We start from the raw sequence: 20473 nt of genomic DNA on the forward strand, positions 1-20473 counted from the left end.
TTATTTATTGTTGGCTACTTCCTGCATCTTCATGGCACGAACTTTTGAAGAGAGGCCGAAGAGGTTGATGAATCCTTCAGCATCGTGGTGGTCATAAAGGTCGCCTGTCTTGAATGATGCAATGCTCTCGTTGTAGAGAGAGTAAGGTGACTTTGTGCCGGCCTTGATGATGTTGCCCTTGTAGAGCTTGAATGTAACTTCACCGGTTACATACTTCTGAGTTGATTCGATAAATGCCTGCTCGGCTTCACGAAGAGGAGTAAACCATTTCCCTTCATATACTATGTCGGCAAACTTGTTGCCCATGTCTTTCTTCATTGTATAGGTATCGCGGTCTAAAATCAACTCTTCAAGCTGCTGATGTGCTTCGTAAAGGATTGTTCCGCCGGGTGTCTCATATACACCACGAGACTTCATGCCTACTACACGGTTTTCAACGATGTCAACGATACCGATACCGTTCTCGCCACCGAGTTTGTTGAGCGTGCGGATGATGTCAGAAACTTTCATTTCTTTGCCGTTAACTGACTTGGGCACACCTGCCTCGAATGTCATTGTAACTGTTGTAGGAACGTCGGGAGCATCTTCGGGAGTTTTGCCAAGTACAAGAAGATGCTTGTAATTGGGCTCAAGAGCGGGATCTTCGAGCTCAAGTCCCTCGTGTGATATATGCCAAAGGTTTCTGTCACGGCTGTAGCTTGAATCAGCTGAGAAAGGAAGGTTAATTCCGTGCTGTCTGCAGTATTCGATCTCTGACTCACGAGAATCCATTGTCCACTTGTCGTTTCTCCAAGCTGCGATGATCTTAATGTCGGGAGCAAGAGCCTTGATTCCGAGCTCGAAACGGATCTGGTCGTTTCCTTTACCTGTAGCACCGTGGCAGATAGCAACAGCGCCTTCTTTTCTTGCAACTTCTACGAGCTTCTTAGCGATAAGAGGACGAGCCATAGATGTTCCGAGAAGGTATTTGTTCTCGTATACGGCATGAGCCTGTACGCAAGGAACTACGTATTCATCGCAGAACTCATCAACTACATCAAGGATATAGAGCTTGCTGGCACCGCAGCTTACAGCTCTTTCTTCAAGTCCGTCAAGTTCTTCTTCCTGACCGCAGTCGATACATACACATACTACTTCGTAATCAAAATTCTCTTTAAGCCACGGAATGATAGCAGTTGTATCAAGTCCGCCTGAATAAGCCAAAATAACCTTTTCTTTTGCCATGTTATTCCCTTTCTTCCATTGTAAAATGGTATCTTTATTTATTCGGATTTCTCAATTCCACTTACCATAATATACTCTCGGAAAAAACAAAATGCAACACCAAAATGAATAAATATTAAAAATTTCAACAAAATATGCATAAATATTAAAAATGGGTTGCATAATTTTTTTTGCGGTCGTATACTGAAAAAAGTTTATACATCTTATGTTTATAGTGTAAGTTCATTTATTATGAAAAAACTGAGAGGTTGAATAAAAATGATTAAAGTCGGAATAATCGGTGCTACCGGATATGCAGGTGCAGAAATCGTAAGGCTTATACAGGGACATCCCGAGGCTGAAGTTGTATGGTACGGCTCCAGAAGTTATGTTGATGAGAAGTATAGCAGTATATATGGAAACTTCTTTAAATTGGTAGATGCAAAATGCCTGGATGACAATATGGAAGAACTTGCAGATCAGGTTGATGTTATCTTTACCGCAACTCCTCAGGGATTGTGCGCATCACTTGTTAATGAAGATATATTAAATAAGGTCAAGGTCATCGATCTTTCCGCAGATTTCAGACTTAAGGATGTTTCGGTTTACGAAAAATGGTATAAAATAGAACATAAAGCGCCTCAGTTCATAGATGAAGCGGTTTACGGACTCTGTGAGATAAACAGGGATAAAATAAAGGGAGCGAGACTTATCGCCAATCCCGGATGTTATACGACTTGCTCGATACTTACGGCATATCCCCTTGTAAAAGAAGGGCTTATCGATCCCGCAACCCTTATAGTAGATGCACTCAGCGGTGTGTCGGGAGCGGGAAGAGGCGCAAAGGTTGCCAATCTTTACTGTGAAGTAAATGAGAGCAGCAAGCCTTACGGTGTGACAAGTCACAGACATACCCCTGAGATTGAGGAACAGCTCAGCTATGCTGCCGGAAAAGATATTGTGATAAACTTCACACCTCATCTTGTTCCCATGAACAGAGGAATCCTCGCTACAGAATATGCTTCGCTTAAGGAAAAGAACGGAAAGCTTCCTACAGCTGACGATATCAGGGCAGCATATGAAAAATATTATAAGGATGAGTTCTTTATCAGAATTCTCGGTGACGGAGTATATCCCGAGACAAGATGGGTTGAAGGTGCAAACTTTGTTGACATCGGATTTAAGATTGATGAGCGCACAGGAAGAGTGATCATGATGGGCGCACTTGATAATATGGTTAAGGGAGCTGCAGGACAGGCTGTTCAGAATATGAACATTCTCTTTGGACTTAAAGAAAGTACGGGACTTGAGTTTGCCCCCAGCTTCCCGTAATAAAATACAGAAAGATAACAGGTGATATAAATGGTTCGTGCAATGACAATGGATGATTATGATGAGGTCTATGCTCTATGGATGTCGATTCACGGCTTTGGAATAAGATCGGTAGATGATTCCAGGGAGGGAATAGAGAGATTTATAAAAAGAAATCCCGGACTCAGCGCAGTTGACGTGGAAGACGGCAAGATAGTCGGCGCGATTCTGTGCGGACATGACGGCAGAAGAGCATGCCTGTATCATGTTTGCGTGAGCGAAGAGTACAGAATGCACGGAATCGGCAAGAAGATGGTTCTTTTTTGCTACGAGGCACTTAAGAAAGAAAAGATCAATAAAGTCTGCTTGAATGCTTTTGTGACCAATACTGTCGGAAACAAGTTCTGGCAGAAGATGGGCTGGACACTTCGAGATGACATGAACTATTACGATCATACTTTAAACGAGGAAAATCTTACAATCTTTAACAAATAATAATGGAGAAGAGATATGGAAGTTATTAAAGGCGGAGTAACGGCTGCAGAAGGTTTTAAGGCTGCAAGCTGCGAAGCAAACATCAAGTACAAAGACAGAACGGATATGGCTTTTGTTTATTCGGAAGCACCGTGCGTTTGTGCGGGAACTTTTACAAGCAATGTTGTAAAGGCTGCATGTGTTCAGTGGGACAAGCAGATAGTTGATTCAGGAAAGCCTATGCAGGCCGTTGTCATTAACTCGGGAATTGCAAATGCGTGTACGGGAAAAGAGGGCTTTGATGCCTGCGAAGCTACTGCAAAAGCGGTGGAGAAGAGCCTTGGCGTAGATTATGAGACAGTTGCCGTTGCGTCTACCGGAGTTATCGGAATGCAGCTTCCTGTAGATAAACTTGTTGCGGGCGTCGAGAAGATGAGCAAAACTCTGGACGGAAGTATCGATGCTGGAACAGACGCATCCAAGGCAATCATGACAACCGATACCGTAAATAAAGAAGTAGCTGTTTCTTTTGACATAGCGGGCAAAAAGGTGACTCTCGGCGGTATGAGTAAGGGCTCTGGAATGATCCATCCGAATATGTGCACGATGCTTGCTTTCCTTACAACTGACATTGCCATTGAAAAGAGTCTTTTGCAGGATGCGGTCAGCGAAGTTGTTTCAGATACGTTTAATATGATAACGGTTGATGGAGATACATCTACGAATGATACGCTTCTTTGCATGGCTAACGGCAAAGCAGGAAACAATCCTATAAAAGAAAAGAATGATGACTACGAGACTTTTAAAAATGCGCTATTCTATGTATGCGAGTTTCTTGCAAAAAAGATGGCGGCAGACGGAGAGGGCGCAAGCAAGCTCTTTGAAGCTAAAGTTGTAAATGCAAAGACTAAGGATGATGCAAGAACTCTTTCAAGAGCAATCGTAGGATCGAATCTTTCAAAGGCAGCGATCTTTGGATGCGATGCGAATTTTGGAAGATTCTTATGTGCGATGGGATATTCCGGAGCACAGTTCGATCAGAATGATGTTGAGCTCTTCTTTGAGAGTAAGGCGGGAAGGATTGAAGTCTTCCATAAGGGAACTCCGCTTGACTTTGACGAGGATGAAGCACTTAAGATCATGAAAGAAGAAACAGTCACGGTATTTGTGGATATGCACGAGGGCGATGCCCAGGCAACCGCATGGGGATGCGACCTTACATACGATTATGTCAAGATAAATGCAGATTACAGGAGCTGAGAAAATGGATAAGGATATGCAGGATGTATTAAAAAAGGCGGAAGTACTTGTTGAGGCACTTCCATATATTCAGAAATTCAACAGGAAGATCATTGTTGTTAAATACGGCGGAAGCGCCATGAGCAACGAAGAACTCCAGAAGAATGTAATAACAGATGTTACGCTTCTTAAGCTTGTGGGATTTAAGCCCATCATCGTTCACGGCGGCGGAAAGGCTATAAGCTCATGGGTTTCCAAGGTTGGAAAAGAAGCAGAGTTTGTGAACGGACTCAGAGTTACCGATGCAGAGACAATGGAAATTGCCGAGATGGTTCTTGGAAGAGTTAACAAGCAGCTTGTTACAATGGTTCAGGAACTTGGCGTTAAGGCAATCGGAATAAGCGGTAAGGATTCGGGACTTCTTCATGTAAAGAAGAAGCTTTCGGACGGAAAAGATATCGGATATGTAGGAGAAGTTGACAACGTCGATCCCAAGATTCTTTTCGATCTTCTTGATAATGACTATCTTCCTATCATTGCTCCTATAGGACTTGATGATAATTTTGATACATATAATATAAACGCTGATGATGCGGCATGCGCGATAGCTAAGGCAGTAGGCGCAAATAAACTTGCATTCCTTACGGATATCGAGGGAGTTTACAAGGATATCAAAGATCCTACATCTTTTATTTCAAGACTTACATGCTCCGAGGCGGATGAACTTATCGCTTCAGGAAACATCGGCGGCGGAATGCTTCCAAAACTCAACAACTGCACCGATGCCATCAGAAAAGGTGTTAATAACGTACATATTCTTGACGGAAGGATTCCTCATTGCATCCTTCTTGAGATCTTTACCAAAAAGGGTGTCGGAACCATGTTTATGGCCGATGACGACGCACTTGTACAAGGAAACTGATCTGAGAAATACGTATTTGACCGGTATTTGCATAAAAATGGCTTAATTAGCAGGGAGATATGAAAATGAGTGAGACAATGAAGAATTACATAGAAGAGGCTGAGAAGGCGCTGCTTCATACATATAACCGTTATCAGATCGTTCTCGACAGAGGAGAGGGCGTATATCTTTATGATATCGATGGAAATAAATATCTTGATTTTGTATCCGGAATCGCTGTTTTTGCTCTCGGATACAATTACAAAGACTACAATGATGCACTTAAGGAACAGATAGACAAGATCCTTCACACATCAAATTATTATTACAATGTGCCTGCGATCGAGGCTGCCAAGAAGATTAAAAAAGCTTCGGGCATGGACAGAGTATTTTTTACAAACAGCGGAGCTGAAGCTGTTGAAGGGGCACTTAAGGCTGCGAGAAAATATGCATTTCTTAAAGATGGCAAGACAGATCATGAGATCATTGCCATGAATCATTCATTCCACGGAAGAACTTTCGGAGCACTTTCCGTTACAGGCAATCCTCATTACCGTGAGGCATTTGAGCCGATGATAGGAAATATAAAGTTTGCCGATTTCAATGATTTTGAAAGTGTTCTTTCATGCGTGACCGACAAGACCTGTGCGATTATCATGGAGACTGTTCAGGGAGAGGGAGGTATCTATCCTGCAACCGAGGAGTTCCTTACCAAAGTAAGAGCACTTTGCGATGAAAAAGATATCCTTCTTATTCTTGATGAGATCCAGTGCGGAATGGGAAGAACGGGTTCGATGTTTGCTTGGCAGAAATTCGGAGTAAAACCTGATATCATGACAACCGCCAAGGCTCTGGGATGCGGAGTTCCCGTAGGTGCATTTCTTATGACCGAGAAAGTTGGGGCAAATTCTCTTGTTGCGGGAGATCATGGTACAACTTACGGCGGCAACCCGCTTGCTTGCGCAGCTGTTAATAAAGTTCTTGATTTATTTAACAATGACAATATAATAGAAAATGTGAATAATGTGGCACCTTATCTTGAAAAGAGACTTGACGAGCTTAAGGAACGCTACGATTTCATAGTCGACAGAAGAGGTGCAGGACTCATGCAGGGACTGGTATTTAACAGACCTGTTGCGGATGTTATTAACATGGCTCTTGAAAACGGGCTTATCTTGATAAATGCCGGAACTGAGATAATCCGATTTGTTCCCTCTCTTGTCATAACCAAAGAGAATGTTGACGAGATGGTTGACATTTTGGACTCATGTCTGGGGAGATTATGAATTTTAAAGCAAGATTATTATCTATTTTTCTAATACTATGCATGGTTGCGGGCATTGCTGTTAATGCTCGCTCCGAGCAGAGCATATTTGAAGAGTATTCATTTTTTTCGAATAAGACGACTGTAAGACTTTGGTACACTGATGATGCGATTACTCCATATCTTCAAAGTGTTGCGGTATCATATTCCGAATCTAAAAAGGATGTTCGTATTGAGCCTAAGCTTGTTTCAGGTATCGAATACCTTGAAGCAATCAATAAGGCTTCTTTGGAGGGTGGAAATTACCCTGACATTTTTGTTACGACCAATGATACACTTGAAAAAGCATATTTCGCGGGACTTGCACTTGAGGCTGACAATACTGACGGGTTTTTTAACAAGGTTTTGTTTCCGAAAGCGGCACTTGATGCGGTTACATGCAACGGAAGATATGTAGCATATCCTTTCTATTTCGAGACAAGTGCACTTTTGTATAACAAGACATATCTTGACGAGCATGCCAAAGAACTTGCGGAAAAAGCACAAAACGGCGGTGATTCTCAGGAAAAATCGGACGAGAGCGCAGAGGAGTCTTCTGAAGGCGAAGATGCCGCAGCAGAGGAAAGTTCTGAAGTGTCCGAAGAAGTTGCAGAGGAAGAATCTGATGAGGCTTCTGATGCAGACAGCTCAGAAGAAGGTGAAGAAGCTGAAGAGAGCGAAGAGAGCGAAGAGGAAGATGCCGAGGCTGAACCTGAAGAAGAGACGACTGAGGAAGAAACTGTTGCAAGTGCGGAAGATGTTGTGCCCACTACTGTAAAGGAGATTCTTGGATTTGCCGGTGAATACACTGCTCCGGATCGTGTCAGAACAGTCTTTGAGTGGGATGTTACGGATATTTTCTATAATTATTTCTTTGTCGGCAATTATATGAATATCGGTGGAGACACCGGAGATGATTCCAATACTATAGATATTTACAACGGTAATACTATCAGCTGCATGGAGATTTACAGAGCACTCAAACAGTTCTTTGCTACTGATGCGAGCACGGTTTCTTACGAGCAGGTAGCAAACGATTTCATAGAAGGAAAGATTGTATTTACCATTGCAACTACCGATATTTTCCAGAAGATTGAAAATAAGGCCGTACTGATGGACTCGAAAGGTAATCTTGTAGGTGGTGATGGTCTGTTCTTTGAATATGGCGTTGCGCCTATTCCCGATCTTGATGAGACTTACAAGACAAGAACCATGTCTGTTACCAACTGCATGGTAGTTAACGGCTTTTCGGAGCATCCTCAGGAAGCCAATGATTTTGCAAGATATATTTGCAGTGATACAAGTGATGATATTTATAAAATGTCTCACAAGCTGGCTGCACACTACGGAATCGATTACGGAAATGACGGACTTAATACTTTCGTAGACGTTTATGCGGGTTCCGTTTCAATGCCCAAGATCATTCAGGCAAGTAATTTCTGGATGGAGCTTGAGATTGCATTCACAAAAATTTGGGATGATTCCGAGAATGATGTTTGTAACACCACACTTAAAGAATTATCCGAGATGATAAAAACGCAGGTTAAAGGTGAAAATGTTGTCGAGCAAACAATCCCGACACCTCCTACATCCCTAATAACTGCGGGACTTAAAGAAGATAGCGATTAACGTATGTTAAATTAGCTTGATAAATTACTTAATATATACTAGAATAAAGGTTGCATGGCGGGGACCTCTAAATTTGGAGGAAACATGCAAAAATTCTTTACAGTGTTATTCGGTGCAGTGCTTATAATGACCGGATGCACGTCGGCAAAGGCTGAAACAGAGCCTGTTATGAAAGAGATGATAAGCGATGCGGGCGCCGAGGAATCGGTAATCTGCAGTACTGCTGAAAGCGGTGAAGAGTCGCTTATTGTATATGTTTGTGGTGCGGTATCCGAACCGGGAGTGTATGAACTTTCTTCCGGAAGCCGGATAAATGACGCCGTTAATGCTGCCGGAGGATTCAGTGAAGAGGCTGATACAACTTATGTCAATCTCGCTGCACAGATATCTGACGGTGCTAAGTTACGAATTCCAACTCTCGAAGAGACGGAAGAGGTTAAGGGAAAGGGCAATGTCTTGTCAGAAGAATTATATTCTTGTGACAAAACCGGACTGGATGTTGATGCAAAATCGGATAACAGTGGGTTAATTAATATTAATTCCGCTTCCGAGGAGGAACTTAAGACTCTCCCTGGAATAGGTGACAGTATTGCGGCGAGAATTGTTAAGTACCGTCAACAGAATGGAAAGTTTAATTCCATTGATGACATAATGAAAATTTCCGGTATTAAAGACAAGCTTTTTTCCAAGATAAAAGAATACATCACTGTATAACAAAATTATTAGGAATGGGTGGAATATGAGTAAAAAAGTTTTGGTTGTTGATGACGAAAAAACTATTGTAAAAGGTATTAAGTTCAGCTTGGAACAGGATGATTTCGTGGTTGACTGTGCTTATGACGGCGAAGAAGCTGTTGATATGGCTAAGCACCATAAATACGATATTATTCTTCTGGATCTTATGTTACCTGTTATGTCAGGCCTTGATGCTTGCCAGCAGATTAGGGAATTCTCAAATGTACCGATAATCATGCTCACAGCTAAGGGTGATGATATGGATAAGATTCTCGGTCTTGAAAACGGCGCAGACGATTATATTACAAAACCGTTCAATATTTTGGAAGTTAAGGCCAGAATAAAGGCAATAATCAGAAGATCCGCAAAGGCTACTCTTGATGATAAGTGCCTTCAGTTTGGTGACCTTAAGATTTACCAGGAATATAGAAGAGTATTTATTAATGATAAGGAAATAGATGTAACAGTTCGTGAATATGAGCTTCTTGAGTACCTTGCAGTACATGCGGGAAAGCCTTATACAAGAGATATGCTTATGGATGTCGTTTGGAATAAGGATTGGGATTTCAAGGGCGATGCAAGAACTGTAGATGTACATATCAGAAGACTTCGTGAGAAGCTTGAAGTTAATCCGAGTGAGCCTCAGTACATCAGAACAAAGTGGGGAAGCGGATATTATTTCCAGGCATAATCCGTGCTGAAAAGATATGAAACATATTAATGGTGTGATTTTAAGTTTTTTTAAACAATTAAACATCAATAGCCTTTTAAAGAGTCTAAGAGCACGATTTTTCATAATTGTTTTTTTGACAGGATTATTTTCTTGCGTTATTATGCATATATTAATCCTTCAAAGTTATGAAGATCGTGCTGTCAATGTCAATTCCACAGAGGTGCAGACGCAGCTCAGGATTTTGGCAAATCACCTTATAACGTACGATTATTTACAAGATACATCATCGGAAGTCGTAAATGCGGAGCTGGATATGCTGGCTAACCTTTACGACGGACGTGTGATGGTTATTAATGATGAACTGAAGGTTATAAAAGATACTTACAACATCAGTGACAATAAGACTATTATTTCAGAAGAGGTTGTAAATTGTCTTAAAAAAGGTTCAAAAGGAGCGGTATCCAAGTATGACCAGAAGAACGGTTATATTGAGATGATCACTCCCATTATTGAGGCGCCGATAATTCAGGAAGGTGATATATCTGAAAAAGGCGAATCCAATGAGGTGGTCAGAGGAGTCCTTTTGACAAGCGTTTCGACGGATGCTATCGAGACAACTCTTGAGGTTCTCAGCAGAAGAGCAACGGTAATCGAGGTTATTATCATCCTTGTAATATTTGTTTATGCTGCAGTTGTTTCTGCTGCATTGCTACAGCCGTTCGACAGAATAACGGCTGCTATTAACGATGTTAAGGCCGGATATACCGATGAACCTATCATAGGTCCTAACTTCCTTGAGACTGAGCAGATTATCAGGGCATTTAATGCGCTTCTTAAGCGAATGAAGGTTCTCGATGATTCAAGACAGGAATTTGTTTCCAATGTGTCTCATGAGCTTAAGACGCCTATTACATCAATGAAGGTCCTTGCTGATTCTCTTTTGGCACAGGACAATGTTCCGAATGAAGTTTATAAGGATTTCATGGTGGATATTGTAAGTGAGATCGACAGAGAAGATAAGATCATAAACGACCTGCTTTCTCTTGTTAAGATGGATAAGACGGCGGCAGATCTTAATATCACAAGTGTAGATGTGGTTGAACTTGTTGAGATCGTTTGCAAGAGACTAAGGCCTATTGCGGTTAAGCATAACATTGAACTTACACTTGAGAGTAAGCGTGCGGTCACAGCGGAGATAGATGAAGTAAAGATATCTCTTGTTGTCATGAATCTTGTCGAAAATGCTATCAAATACAATAAGGATAAGGGACAGGTTAAGGTTGAAGTTGATGCCGACCAGCAGTTCTTTGTTGTAAAAGTTATGGATACAGGTATGGGTATTCCGAAAGAATCCCTCGATCATATTTACGAGAGATTCTACCGTGTTGAGAAATCAAGATCGAGACAGATCGGCGGTACGGGACTTGGACTTGCAATTGTCAGAAATGCTGTTCTTATGCACAGAGGAACTATTGATGTTGATAGTGAATTGGAAAAGGGAACAACATTTACAGTTAAGATACCGCTTATTTACACGAATCAAAAGTAAGAGAGATGTGTTATGAAAACCGGATGTTTTACTAAAAATAGAATATTGTTGGGCACAGCAATGTTTTTGGCATCTTTTTGTTTGGTTTCCTGTGGACAAAAGGAGGATGTAGCGGATAACAAGATAAATGTTTTCTATGTTACAACCGATGAGACGAGTATTGTTTCCAAGGAATATGAGCTCAAGACCGATCCAAATGAAGATATAGACGGAGCTGTCAATGAACTTCAGGAAATGCTTGAGAACAGCCCCGGAAAGAGCTTGTACGAAGCTCCTCTTTCAGGGGATGCAAGCCCTCTTAGTTTCAGAGTGGTCGGAAATGTATTAAGTTTTGAATTTGGCGCACAGTACAATAAGATCGGTACAACGAGAGAAGTTCTGGGAAGAGCTGCGATAGTAAGGACGTTCACTCAGCTCGAACCTATTAAGTATGTATACTTTTTTGTTGGCAAAAAGGAACCCGGTAAAAAAGATATGGAACCCTTAAGGGACCATTCAGGAAGTCCGATAGGACCCATGAAAGCGGATACTTTTATCTATAATGTCGGCAATGAGATAAATACGTATGAGAAGAAAGAGCTTAAGCTTTATTTTGCAAATGAAGCGGGAGATAAGCTTATACCCGTTTACAGATCTATAGTTTATAACAGTAATATCTCTATGGAGAAGATTGCCATTGAGCAGGTTATAAACGGTCCGAATACGGATGTTGCATTTCCTACTATCAACAAGGATACCAAGATAAACAGCGTAAATATCAAGGATAAAGTTTGCTTCATTGATTTTGACTCATCATTTCTTACGCAGCCAAATAATGTAACTGTACAGACGGCGCTATATTCTATAGTGAATACTGCGACGGAGTTTCCAAATGTTGACAGAGTGGTAATTTCTGTTGACGGCAATTCTTCTTTTACCTATATGGATTTTAATATTTCAGGTGCTTACAAGCAGAATTTGGATATTATTTCGAGATAAGGAGTTTCATTTAGTTGAAAAGACCGTTATGTCCTGTTGCATTGGTCATTACGGCGATTGTCTTTATTTATCTTAGAATTTCTTTGACAGATTTTTATAAAATACCTGATTTCAAGGACGGAGAAACGGGCTTTATTACCGGTGTTGTGACCAGAAAAGAAGCCCGCCCCGGCCCGTCAGGTGATAGTCTTAATATTATTTATGTGGTTCCACAAAATATCTCAATCGGAAAAATGAAATATATAATGTGCAGCTTAAAAGAGGGAGAGGTATATGTTCCTTCTGTTGGCGAGCATGTAAAGATAAGAGGGAAATTTACTTCTTTTAAGGAAGTCAGAAACCCCGGTGAATTTGACAGTCGCCTGTACTATGCGACACTTAAGATTGCATTTAAATTAAATAACGCGGAGGTTACAGAGAGTGACAGAAGCGAAGATGTCTTGCGTGAAAAGCTATATTCTCTGAAGATGCTATTAGAACAGAATCTTGATCTTAATCCCGTTCTGGCTGAGAGCGATGCTGCTGTATTAAAGGCTATGATCCTTGGAGATAAGGCTTTTATGGACGATGATATAAAGGATATGTATAAAAACAGCGGTATTATGCATATTCTTGCTGTGAGCGGATTGCATATATCCATAATAGGAATGGGAATATACAGGGCTTTAAGAAAATGTAAGCTGTCACCGTTTATATATACAATAGTCCCGATAGTGGTAATGTATCTTTATGGAGAGATGTGCGGAATAGGATCGTCATCTTTCAGGGCTATATGCATGTTCGTGATAAGACTGCTTGCGCCTCTTTTGGGTAGAACATATGATATCTTATCGGGGCTTGCGGTTGCTGAGATTCTCCTTATTCTGGATTGTCCGCTGTATTTATATAACAGTGGTTTTTTATTTTCGTTTTGCGCAGTAATAGGTGTTACGGTTGTCAGGCCTTCGATGGAAAAGCTTTTTGAGAAAAGAAAAAGTGGAAAACTTAAGTTTTCCGGAGACGAAGACACTGTGAGATTCAGATTATATCTAAAAATTCATTCGGGAATACTTCTTGGCCTTTCTATAATGATATCCACCCTTCCCATATATGTTCTTTTCTATTACACATATCCTTTGTTTTCTCTGATATCCAATATGATAATAGTTCCTCTTGTAAGTATTCTTATGATCGCAGGGATATTATGTCTTATTGCGCCGGGACTTCCGGGAATTTTACCGGGAATACTTGCGCATGGAATTCTTATTTTTTATAAAACGGTCTGCTGCGTTCAAACGGTAATTCCGGGAAATATGCTATACATCGGTCACGCCGGGCCTGTGAAGATCGCATGTTATTGTGTTGCAGTAGGAATCAGCCTTTCGGGACTTCTTGGAAAAAACGTCCGGGCTAAATATTTAAGACGAATGCTACTGGCAGCATCAATAATTTTTTTGATATATACTCCAAAACCCGGTCTGATGATTTCTGCTCTATATGTCGGACAGGGAGACGGCATTGTGATCGAAGATGGAAGAGAGCGGATACTAATTGACGGAGGAAGCTCATCTGAAAAGAAAGTGGGTAAATATTCCATAATTCCTTATCTTAAGTACAGGGGGATAGGACGTATTGATGCCGCGGTTGTTACACATGAAGACAAGGATCATATTTCGGGGCTTCTTGAAATAATGGATGATATGGAAAAAGGCGGAATAAGAATAAAGAGGCTTATTTTACCTGATGTTTCAGATGCATCAAGAGGAGAAAATTACAGGGAACTTGAGACGAGAGCACAATCTATCGGAATTCCCGTTTCATATATCTCAGTAGGAGAAGAAATAACCATAGGTAAATCGAGCTTCTTATGCATAAACCCCAATATGAATATGACTACAGAGGGAGCAAATGCTTATTCTACGGTACTTCTTATGAAGAGAGGAAGCTTCAAAGCTCTTTTTACCGGAGATGTGGAACAGGAAGGGCAGGAGAACATAAAGAAGATCATAAGTGATAATACAGCCCTGTTTGAAGACATCACGCTTCTCAAAGTCGCACACCACGGCTCTAAATATACGACTGATGAAGAATTTCTAAGCCTAATCAAACCAAAGATCGCACTAATAAGCTGCGGCGAGAACAATACATACGGCCATCCGCACGATGAAGTTATTGAAAGACTTGAGAATATCGGCTCTAAGATATACAGAACGGACGAATCCGGCGCGGTCATATTCAGAATTAAGAACGACGGGATAGAAGCAGAGTTCTTTCGCTCGAAAGAAACTGGATAATCTCCTCATAATATTTTGTTTAGTTGAATAAACATTCTTTTAGTAAATTCTGGGTTGCGAAGCTAGTTTTTTGCATTAACCGGCCTTTTGTAGACAGCGCGGCCGCAAAGGTATATATTCGGGAATATGCTGTCTTCGGACGAGCAAGATGAGTTTCAAATTTTATAAAAAACGGGAATGCCGACTTCTCTGAGCAACGTCGAAAGGAGGCATTCCCGTTTTTTATAAAATTATGAAACTCACTGCGCAGCCGTACACAGCATATTCCCGAATATATACCTTTGCGGCCGGGCGTACGAATGACACGTAATTACATCATTCCGTTCATGTGATTGTATTCTGCGCAGATTGAATTTGTGTTCTTGATGATGAAGTACATGGCAACATATGTACCTACGCCACCGAAAATCATACCTACAAGAATCCAAAGAAGCATTGTTGTACCTGTCTCTGTGATGTTGAGACCATATCTGGGAGCGTTCTCGTGAAGTCTGTCTCCCAAAGCGTAGTACCAGTAAATGCCGTAAATACCACATGTTACGATAGATAAAAGAACCAGCTTAACAAGTCCTGCTGTCTCTTTTCCGTCACCTGCACATGCAATATTAACGTCTTTTGCAAGTGAATATATAAAGTATAATGAATAAATACCACATGTAACTATTGATAAGAGGATATAGATGAGAAGGCTTCTGTCGGTCTTAAGCGGTGTAGCCCCCATGTATGACTGATTGTTTCCGTTAAATGAATCTCTTACATCGTTGAAAGCGTTTGATACTTCCTGCTCTGCTGAATTAAAAGTCTGCTCAGCCGCATTCACAAGATCTGATGCCAATGAGTCCACAGGTGTTCCGCAGGAAGGGCACATTTTTGATCCCTCAGGTATTTCGTTCCCACAATTCTTACAAAACATAAATAGTCTCCTCCTAGAGTAAAGTTATTATTTTATATATGGCACCGTGACGCGGCATACAGGTCACTACCGAACCGTCAGAGTACAATATACGTAAAATATACACGAGTAAGTATAAGGTAAAACAAAGGAATATGGAAGCATTATATAGCTTTTTTGAGATGTTTTTTTTGAATATAACGACAAATGCAGCCGGAATGGGCATCCAGAAGAGCGGGTGGAATCTGAACGCACCGGAAATATCACCTTTCAAAAGCGCAAACCAGGCTCTTGTTGTACCGCAGCCGAGGCAGGATATGCCTGTCAGATATTTTATGGGACATCCGATCCCGGTGATATGAAAAATAAAATATATAGCGAAAATAAAACCTGACACTATAAAAAAATCTTTTTTCATGACAACCTCACTGACGTAAAAAAGAATCTATATAGAGTTATACAATTACATCGCTTTAAAGTCTATATATGAGATGAGTTTTTGGAGCATCTGTGGTAACATATTGATTGGAGTGTGATTATTTATGGCAGTTAAGACATCGGATTTTCCGGCTAAACAAAGACAGATAAATGATGACATAGCAAGCGGAAATTTCAGACCTTGCTATCTTTTATACGGAGATGAAGCTTATCTGAGACTCCAGAATAAGGATAAGCTTATTAAGGCAATGGGTGTCGACGGCGCTTCGATGAATTTTACCAGATATGAAGGGGATGGATGCAATCCTGCTGAGATAATAGACATGGCGGAGACTATGCCTTTTTTGTCCGATAAGAGAGTGATTCTTGTTGAGAACAGCGGATTTTTTAAGAGCGGATGTCCTGAACTTGCGGAGTATCTGAAGAGCCCCTCAGAGACCACTTTTTTTATCTTCGTGGAGAAGGAAGTAGACAAGAGAAAAGACATTTATAAAGCTGCCTCTAAACTTGGACTTGAGATCAGTTGCGATGAACAGAGTGAAGAGACTTTGAGAAGATGGATAGCCGGGAAGCTTAAGGCTGAAGGCAAGACCATAACTCCACGTGCTCTTGCGTTGTTCCTTGGACGTGTCGGAACGGATATGTCCAATATCAGCACTGAAATAGAGAAGCTTGTCTGCTATTGTATAGACAGAAGTGAGATCACGGATGAAGATGTAGAAACTGTATGTGCAAACTGGCTTACCGGCCGTATCTTTGCCATGACGGATGCAATCGTAGAGAGGAAAAGAACTGTAGCGATCAACCTGTACTACGACCTGCTTGCGCTCAAGGAACCACCTGCCAAGATACTTGCACTTATAACCAGGCAGTTTAATCTTATGCTCCAGATAAAAGAGATGACCCAAAATCACAAGGATAAGGCACAGATTGCGAGTGCTGTCGGACTTGCACCTTTTCTTGTAAACAAATATATCGGATGGTCAGGCAATTACACTTTTGATGAACTCAGAGATGTTCTTGAAATGTGCGCTGCAAATGACGAAGCGGTCAAGACGGGGAAACTTGATTATGTCATCAGCGTTGAAATGGTAATAATTGGCTGTACCGGGAACGGAAATAAATGATATTTGAAAAAGAAGTGTTTTGGGCTTATACTAAAAAAATACTGATTAAAGCAGTATTTACGCTTATTAGGGAGGTAGATTTTGGAAAGACCATTACCAAAACCCCAGGATTTATACAGGCATTTTAAGGGGAAAATGTATCAGATCGTCACCATCGCGATCCACTCTGAGACAAGGGAAGAGATGGTGGTATATCAAGCGCTTTACGGAGATTATTCGGTTTATTGCAGACCGCTTTCAATGTTTATGTCGGAAGTTGACAGAAATAAGTATCCGGATGTGCAGCAGAAATATCGTTTTGAACAGGTTGTCAAAGGCGAAAAGGCCATTGAGACCGCAAAAGACGATGAGAAAGAAAAAGTAACCGAAAAAACCGTAAAACTTGAGAAAAGCGAGAACAAAGATATGAGCGATATAAATGAGACAGGCAAAGTAAACGAAGAGAAAAAAGGGGTTGCACCAAAGTTTAATGTAGATACTTCATATGAACGCTCCAAAGTTATGGAGAAGAGCATTGACGATGAAGCGCGTGACCTCAATCTGGATCCGCTCGTTATCAAGTTTCTGGATGCAGATCTTGCTGCAGAAAAGAATGATATTCTTTGCAAGCTTCATCCTATTATTACAAACGATATGATTGATATAATGGCAATGTCTGTAGGTGTTGTTATTAATGAGGGGGACGTTGACGGCAGATACAACGATCTTAGAAACTGCCTGACAACGATGGAAAAATATGAAAGTACCAGATTAAGGAGTTAAATACAAATATGAAATTACTTTCAGTTGCGATTCCCTGCTACAATTCAGAAGCGTATATGTCAAAGTGCATAGAGTCGTTACTTGTTGGCGGTGAGGATGTAGAAATAATTATCGTTGATGACGGATCAAAAGACAGAACAGCGGAGATAGCCGATGAATATGCGGCAAAATATCCAACAATCGTAAAGGCGGTTCATAAGCCTAACGGCGGACATGGTAGTGCCGTAAACGCTGGCATAGAGAATGCTACAGGACTTTTCTTTAAGGTAGTTGATTCTGATGACTGGGTAAAAGAGATTGCTTACAGAAAGATTCTGTCTACACTTGCAGAACTTGCGGGCGGTGACACACAGCTGGATCTTTTGATCAGTAATTTTGTATATAACAAGGTTGGTGAGAAGAGACATAAGGTTATGCGCTACACAACCATGTTCCCTGTTGAAGAGCTCTTTTCATGGAAAGACATAAAGAGAACTCCCAAGGGACATTATCTTCTTATGCACTCGGTTATATTCAGAACAAAGCTTTTGAAACAGTGTGGATTAAAGCTCCCCGAGCACACATTCTATGTTGATAACATTTATGTGTTCAATCCGCTTCCTTTCGTTAAGACAATGTATTATCTCGATGTTAATTTTTATTATTATTACATCGGGCGCGAAGATCAGTCTGTTAATCAGAAGATCATGCTCTCACGTATCGATCAGCAGATCAGGGTTAATAAGCTAATGATCGATTATTATGTTGAGAATATAGGAATGATCAAGTCACAGGCTGAGAGACACAGATATATGTTTAATTATCTGGAGATTATTACTGCTATTTCTTCGGTGCTCCTTATAACAGAGGATACACCTGAGAATCTTGCCAAGAGAAAAGATCTTTTGAACTATATTAAGGATAAAAATTACTGGTTATATGTCAAAATCAGATACAGTATTGAGGGCACATATATTTATTTGCCCGGAAAAGGCGGTAGAAAGATAACTCTGGCAGGTTACAAGTTATTACAGAAAATTTTTCACTTTAATTAATTGCAATAAAGTGATAGAGTAGTTTGAGATACAGATGTAGCAAACACACCTATGAGGAAATTATGAAAAATATATTCGAGAAACTTGTCGGCAACAAGGTTGACAAGGACTATTTCAGGGATGTATTGAGAATGGCAATGCCGCTTCTTATGTATGGTGCTTTGTATATTACCTGGTTCTCAATAATAGAGAAACACAGATTTTCACATTATGCTGTTATTCATACAGTTATTGATGATAAGATTCCATTCGTGGAAGCGTTTATTGTCCCATATTATTTATGGTTCTTTTATGTATCGCTTACGTTGTTGTTCTTTTTGGTGACATTGGATGTTGAAGAGTATTACAAGAACTTCTTTTTCCTGATTACAGGAATGACGTTGTTTCTTTTGATCTCAACATTCTTCCCAAATATGCATCATCTAAGACCGATAGTTATGCCCAGGGACAATATATTTACATCGCTGGTACAGATCATATATAGGAAAGATACAGCGACCAATCTTTGGCCGAGTATTCATGTATATAATTCGATTGGAACCATGATTGCCGTTCGTAGAAGCAAGAGAATGAAAATGCCTTTAAAGATTGCTAGTGACATTTTGGGAGTGCTTATAATTCTTTCAACAATGTTTGTAAAGCAGCATTCTGCATATGATGTTGTAACTGCAATTCTTATGGCGGTATTTTTCTACATTTTCTATTACAGAACTTCTGCCATAGAGAATTTCTGCAGAAGAAAAGAAGAGAAGCTTGCGTTCAGATACAATTGAATTTAGTAGTTTAAGACAAAAGAAAAGCTCCTGCTTATTCGAAAATGAATAGGCAGGAGCTGTTTTTTTCTTAAAAATCCAAATAATTATTATGTCATGAGGCGAAGCTTTTGCTTTAAGCATTCTAATGTTATGTCATCGGATTTTACCGATACTTCGCCATCGGTGTGAACCCACATGGGGATCATGGTCTTAATGTGTATTTTGGATGATCTGTATTTGTATACACCCTTGAAAATATAGTGCAGTCCGAAGAAAGAAAACGGGAGAGCAAGTAACATTTTAGCTCTTTTCATGTCTCCGACGATGCAAAGATCGAATCTTCCGTCGGTGAGGTTTGCCTTTGGAGCAAGTCTAAAACCGCCGCCTTCGTGGTGGTGTATCATCGATGCGATAAAAAGAAAGTGTGACAGATGAACTTTTCTGCCGTTGTCAAATTCGATATCGCAGGGAATCTTATCAGCTTTAAGAAGCTGTTTTATTGCGATTATTCCATATGTCAGTTTGCCGAGCCCGATCTTGTTCAGGAAATTCTTGGTGCCTGAAGCTAAGGCTTCTTCACATACGGCCGCATCGAATCCGATTCCGGAACTTACACCGAAATATCTGACTTTCTCAGGGGCATCATTGCATAATCTTGAAATAGGTTTTGTCATGGAACCGTAAGTGAGCTTTCCGATATCGAGTGTTCTTATGACCTGACCGTCTATTATACGTTCAAGAAGGTCATCATACTCTTTGGGATAGTTCAGATCTCTTGAGAAATCATTGCTCGATCCGAGCGGAACAAAGCCGACGATTACTTTTTCAAAATCAGTGATTCCGTTTATTGCTTCGTTAAGGGTTCCGTCGCCTCCAAGAACTATGACTTTTATCGGGAGTTCGCTGTCCTTTGCGGATTCTATGAACTGTGACATTAGTTTTGTTGCATGTCCGGGACCTTGGGTGAAGACGGGATTGTAATCCAACCCTGCAGAGATAAACTTGTATTCGAGGCCGGTCCATATGTCTTTTCCTATGCCAGATCTTGCTGATGGATTGATTATACAGTAATACATATGCTTCCTCTGTTAAAAAAATAATTAATTGAAAACATTATAGCATTATTTTCACAGATATGGTACGATATTCGAGATATTGCTTTAACGCATTAAATTGACGAATTTTAACATATTTATT

At 40.6% G+C, this 20473-nt stretch carries 19 protein-coding genes; 15 read left to right on the forward strand and 4 right to left on the reverse strand.

Annotated elements, in window-relative coordinates:
* Positions 1–1224, reverse strand: a complete 1224-nt coding sequence (locus T356_RS0102350; RefSeq protein ID WP_026513111.1) for an argininosuccinate synthase — start codon at positions 1222–1224, stop codon at positions 1–3.
* Positions 1225–1482: 258 nt separating this feature from the next.
* Between T356_RS0102350 and argC the strand changes: the two genes are divergently transcribed.
* The 11 genes from argC to T356_RS0102405 all read left to right on the forward strand — a co-directional run bounded on the left by argC (position 1483) and on the right by T356_RS0102405 (position 14268).
* Complete coding sequence (argC, locus tag T356_RS0102355; RefSeq protein ID WP_026513112.1) at positions 1483–2535, forward strand: N-acetyl-gamma-glutamyl-phosphate reductase; 1053 nt, start codon at positions 1483–1485, stop codon at positions 2533–2535.
* 30 nt (positions 2536–2565) lie between these two features.
* Entirely contained in the window at positions 2566–3009 is a 444-nt protein-coding gene (locus T356_RS0102360; RefSeq protein WP_026513113.1) for a GNAT family N-acetyltransferase, read from the forward strand.
* 15 nt (positions 3010–3024) lie between these two features.
* Positions 3025–4248, forward strand: coding sequence for a bifunctional glutamate N-acetyltransferase/amino-acid acetyltransferase ArgJ (gene argJ, locus T356_RS0102365; protein ID WP_026513114.1), 1224 nt, complete (start codon positions 3025–3027; stop codon positions 4246–4248).
* 4 nt (positions 4249–4252) lie between these two features.
* Positions 4253–5149: an acetylglutamate kinase gene (gene argB, locus T356_RS0102370; protein ID WP_026513115.1), complete on the forward strand. Its 897-nt coding sequence runs from the start codon at positions 4253–4255 to the stop codon at positions 5147–5149.
* Between the two features lie 65 nt (positions 5150–5214).
* Positions 5215–6414, forward strand: coding sequence for an aspartate aminotransferase family protein (locus T356_RS0102375; protein ID WP_242846540.1), 1200 nt, complete (start codon positions 5215–5217; stop codon positions 6412–6414).
* Positions 6411–8060, forward strand: a complete 1650-nt coding sequence (locus tag T356_RS0102380) for an extracellular solute-binding protein (RefSeq protein ID WP_026513117.1) — start codon at positions 6411–6413, stop codon at positions 8058–8060. Before T356_RS0102375 ends, T356_RS0102380 begins: the two co-directional genes overlap by 4 nt.
* 84 nt (positions 8061–8144) lie before the next feature.
* Entirely contained in the window at positions 8145–8774 is a 630-nt protein-coding gene (locus tag T356_RS18095) for a helix-hairpin-helix domain-containing protein (RefSeq protein WP_051563094.1), read from the forward strand.
* A gap of 25 nt (positions 8775–8799) precedes the next feature.
* Positions 8800–9486: a response regulator transcription factor gene (locus T356_RS0102390; protein WP_026513118.1), complete on the forward strand. Its 687-nt coding sequence runs from the start codon at positions 8800–8802 to the stop codon at positions 9484–9486.
* A gap of 142 nt (positions 9487–9628) precedes the next feature.
* Positions 9629–11017 (forward strand): sensor histidine kinase, encoded by a 1389-nt coding sequence (locus tag T356_RS0102395; protein WP_242846541.1) that lies wholly within the window; start codon positions 9629–9631, stop codon positions 11015–11017.
* 12 nt (positions 11018–11029) lie between these two features.
* Positions 11030–11995 (forward strand): GerMN domain-containing protein, encoded by a 966-nt coding sequence (locus T356_RS0102400; RefSeq protein WP_026513120.1) that lies wholly within the window; start codon positions 11030–11032, stop codon positions 11993–11995.
* 14 nt (positions 11996–12009) lie between these two features.
* A complete protein-coding gene (locus tag T356_RS0102405) occupies positions 12010–14268 on the forward strand; it encodes a DNA internalization-related competence protein ComEC/Rec2 (RefSeq protein WP_026513121.1) in 2259 nt (752 codons plus the stop codon).
* A 310-nt stretch (positions 14269–14578) separates the two neighbouring features.
* Here T356_RS0102405 and T356_RS0102410 read toward each other — a convergent pair whose 3' ends face one another.
* Positions 14579–15181 carry a DUF4234 domain-containing protein gene (locus tag T356_RS0102410; protein WP_026513122.1) on the reverse strand — a complete coding sequence of 201 codons (603 nt, stop codon included), beginning with the start codon at positions 15179–15181 and terminating at the stop codon, positions 14579–14581.
* A gap of 13 nt (positions 15182–15194) precedes the next feature.
* Positions 15195–15578 carry a DUF2752 domain-containing protein gene (locus T356_RS21790; protein ID WP_081777717.1) on the reverse strand — a complete coding sequence of 128 codons (384 nt, stop codon included), beginning with the start codon at positions 15576–15578 and terminating at the stop codon, positions 15195–15197.
* Between the two features lie 124 nt (positions 15579–15702).
* On the opposite strand from T356_RS21790, the gene holA reads away from it, so the two are divergent.
* The 4 genes from holA (at position 15703) to T356_RS0102435 (ending at position 19294) form a co-directional block, all read left to right on the forward strand.
* On the forward strand, positions 15703–16725 hold the full coding sequence (gene holA / locus T356_RS0102420; protein WP_051563095.1) for a DNA polymerase III subunit delta: 1023 nt from the start codon (positions 15703–15705) through the stop codon (positions 16723–16725).
* A 135-nt stretch (positions 16726–16860) separates the two neighbouring features.
* Positions 16861–17487 carry a DUF1653 domain-containing protein gene (locus tag T356_RS0102425; protein WP_051563096.1) on the forward strand — a complete coding sequence of 209 codons (627 nt, stop codon included), beginning with the start codon at positions 16861–16863 and terminating at the stop codon, positions 17485–17487.
* An 8-nt stretch (positions 17488–17495) separates the two neighbouring features.
* A complete protein-coding gene (locus T356_RS0102430; protein ID WP_026513126.1) occupies positions 17496–18521 on the forward strand; it encodes a glycosyltransferase family 2 protein in 1026 nt (341 codons plus the stop codon).
* Positions 18522–18583: 62 nt separating this feature from the next.
* Positions 18584–19294 carry a serine/threonine protein phosphatase gene (locus tag T356_RS0102435; RefSeq protein WP_026513127.1) on the forward strand — a complete coding sequence of 237 codons (711 nt, stop codon included), beginning with the start codon at positions 18584–18586 and terminating at the stop codon, positions 19292–19294.
* Between the two features lie 89 nt (positions 19295–19383).
* Here T356_RS0102435 and T356_RS0102440 read toward each other — a convergent pair whose 3' ends face one another.
* Positions 19384–20352, reverse strand: a complete 969-nt coding sequence (locus tag T356_RS0102440; RefSeq protein ID WP_026513128.1) for a diacylglycerol/lipid kinase family protein — start codon at positions 20350–20352, stop codon at positions 19384–19386.
* Between the last annotated feature and the right edge of the window lie 121 nt (positions 20353–20473).

Source organism: Butyrivibrio sp. LB2008 (genome assembly GCF_000621565.1).
GTDB lineage: Bacteria > Bacillota > Clostridia > Lachnospirales > Lachnospiraceae > Butyrivibrio.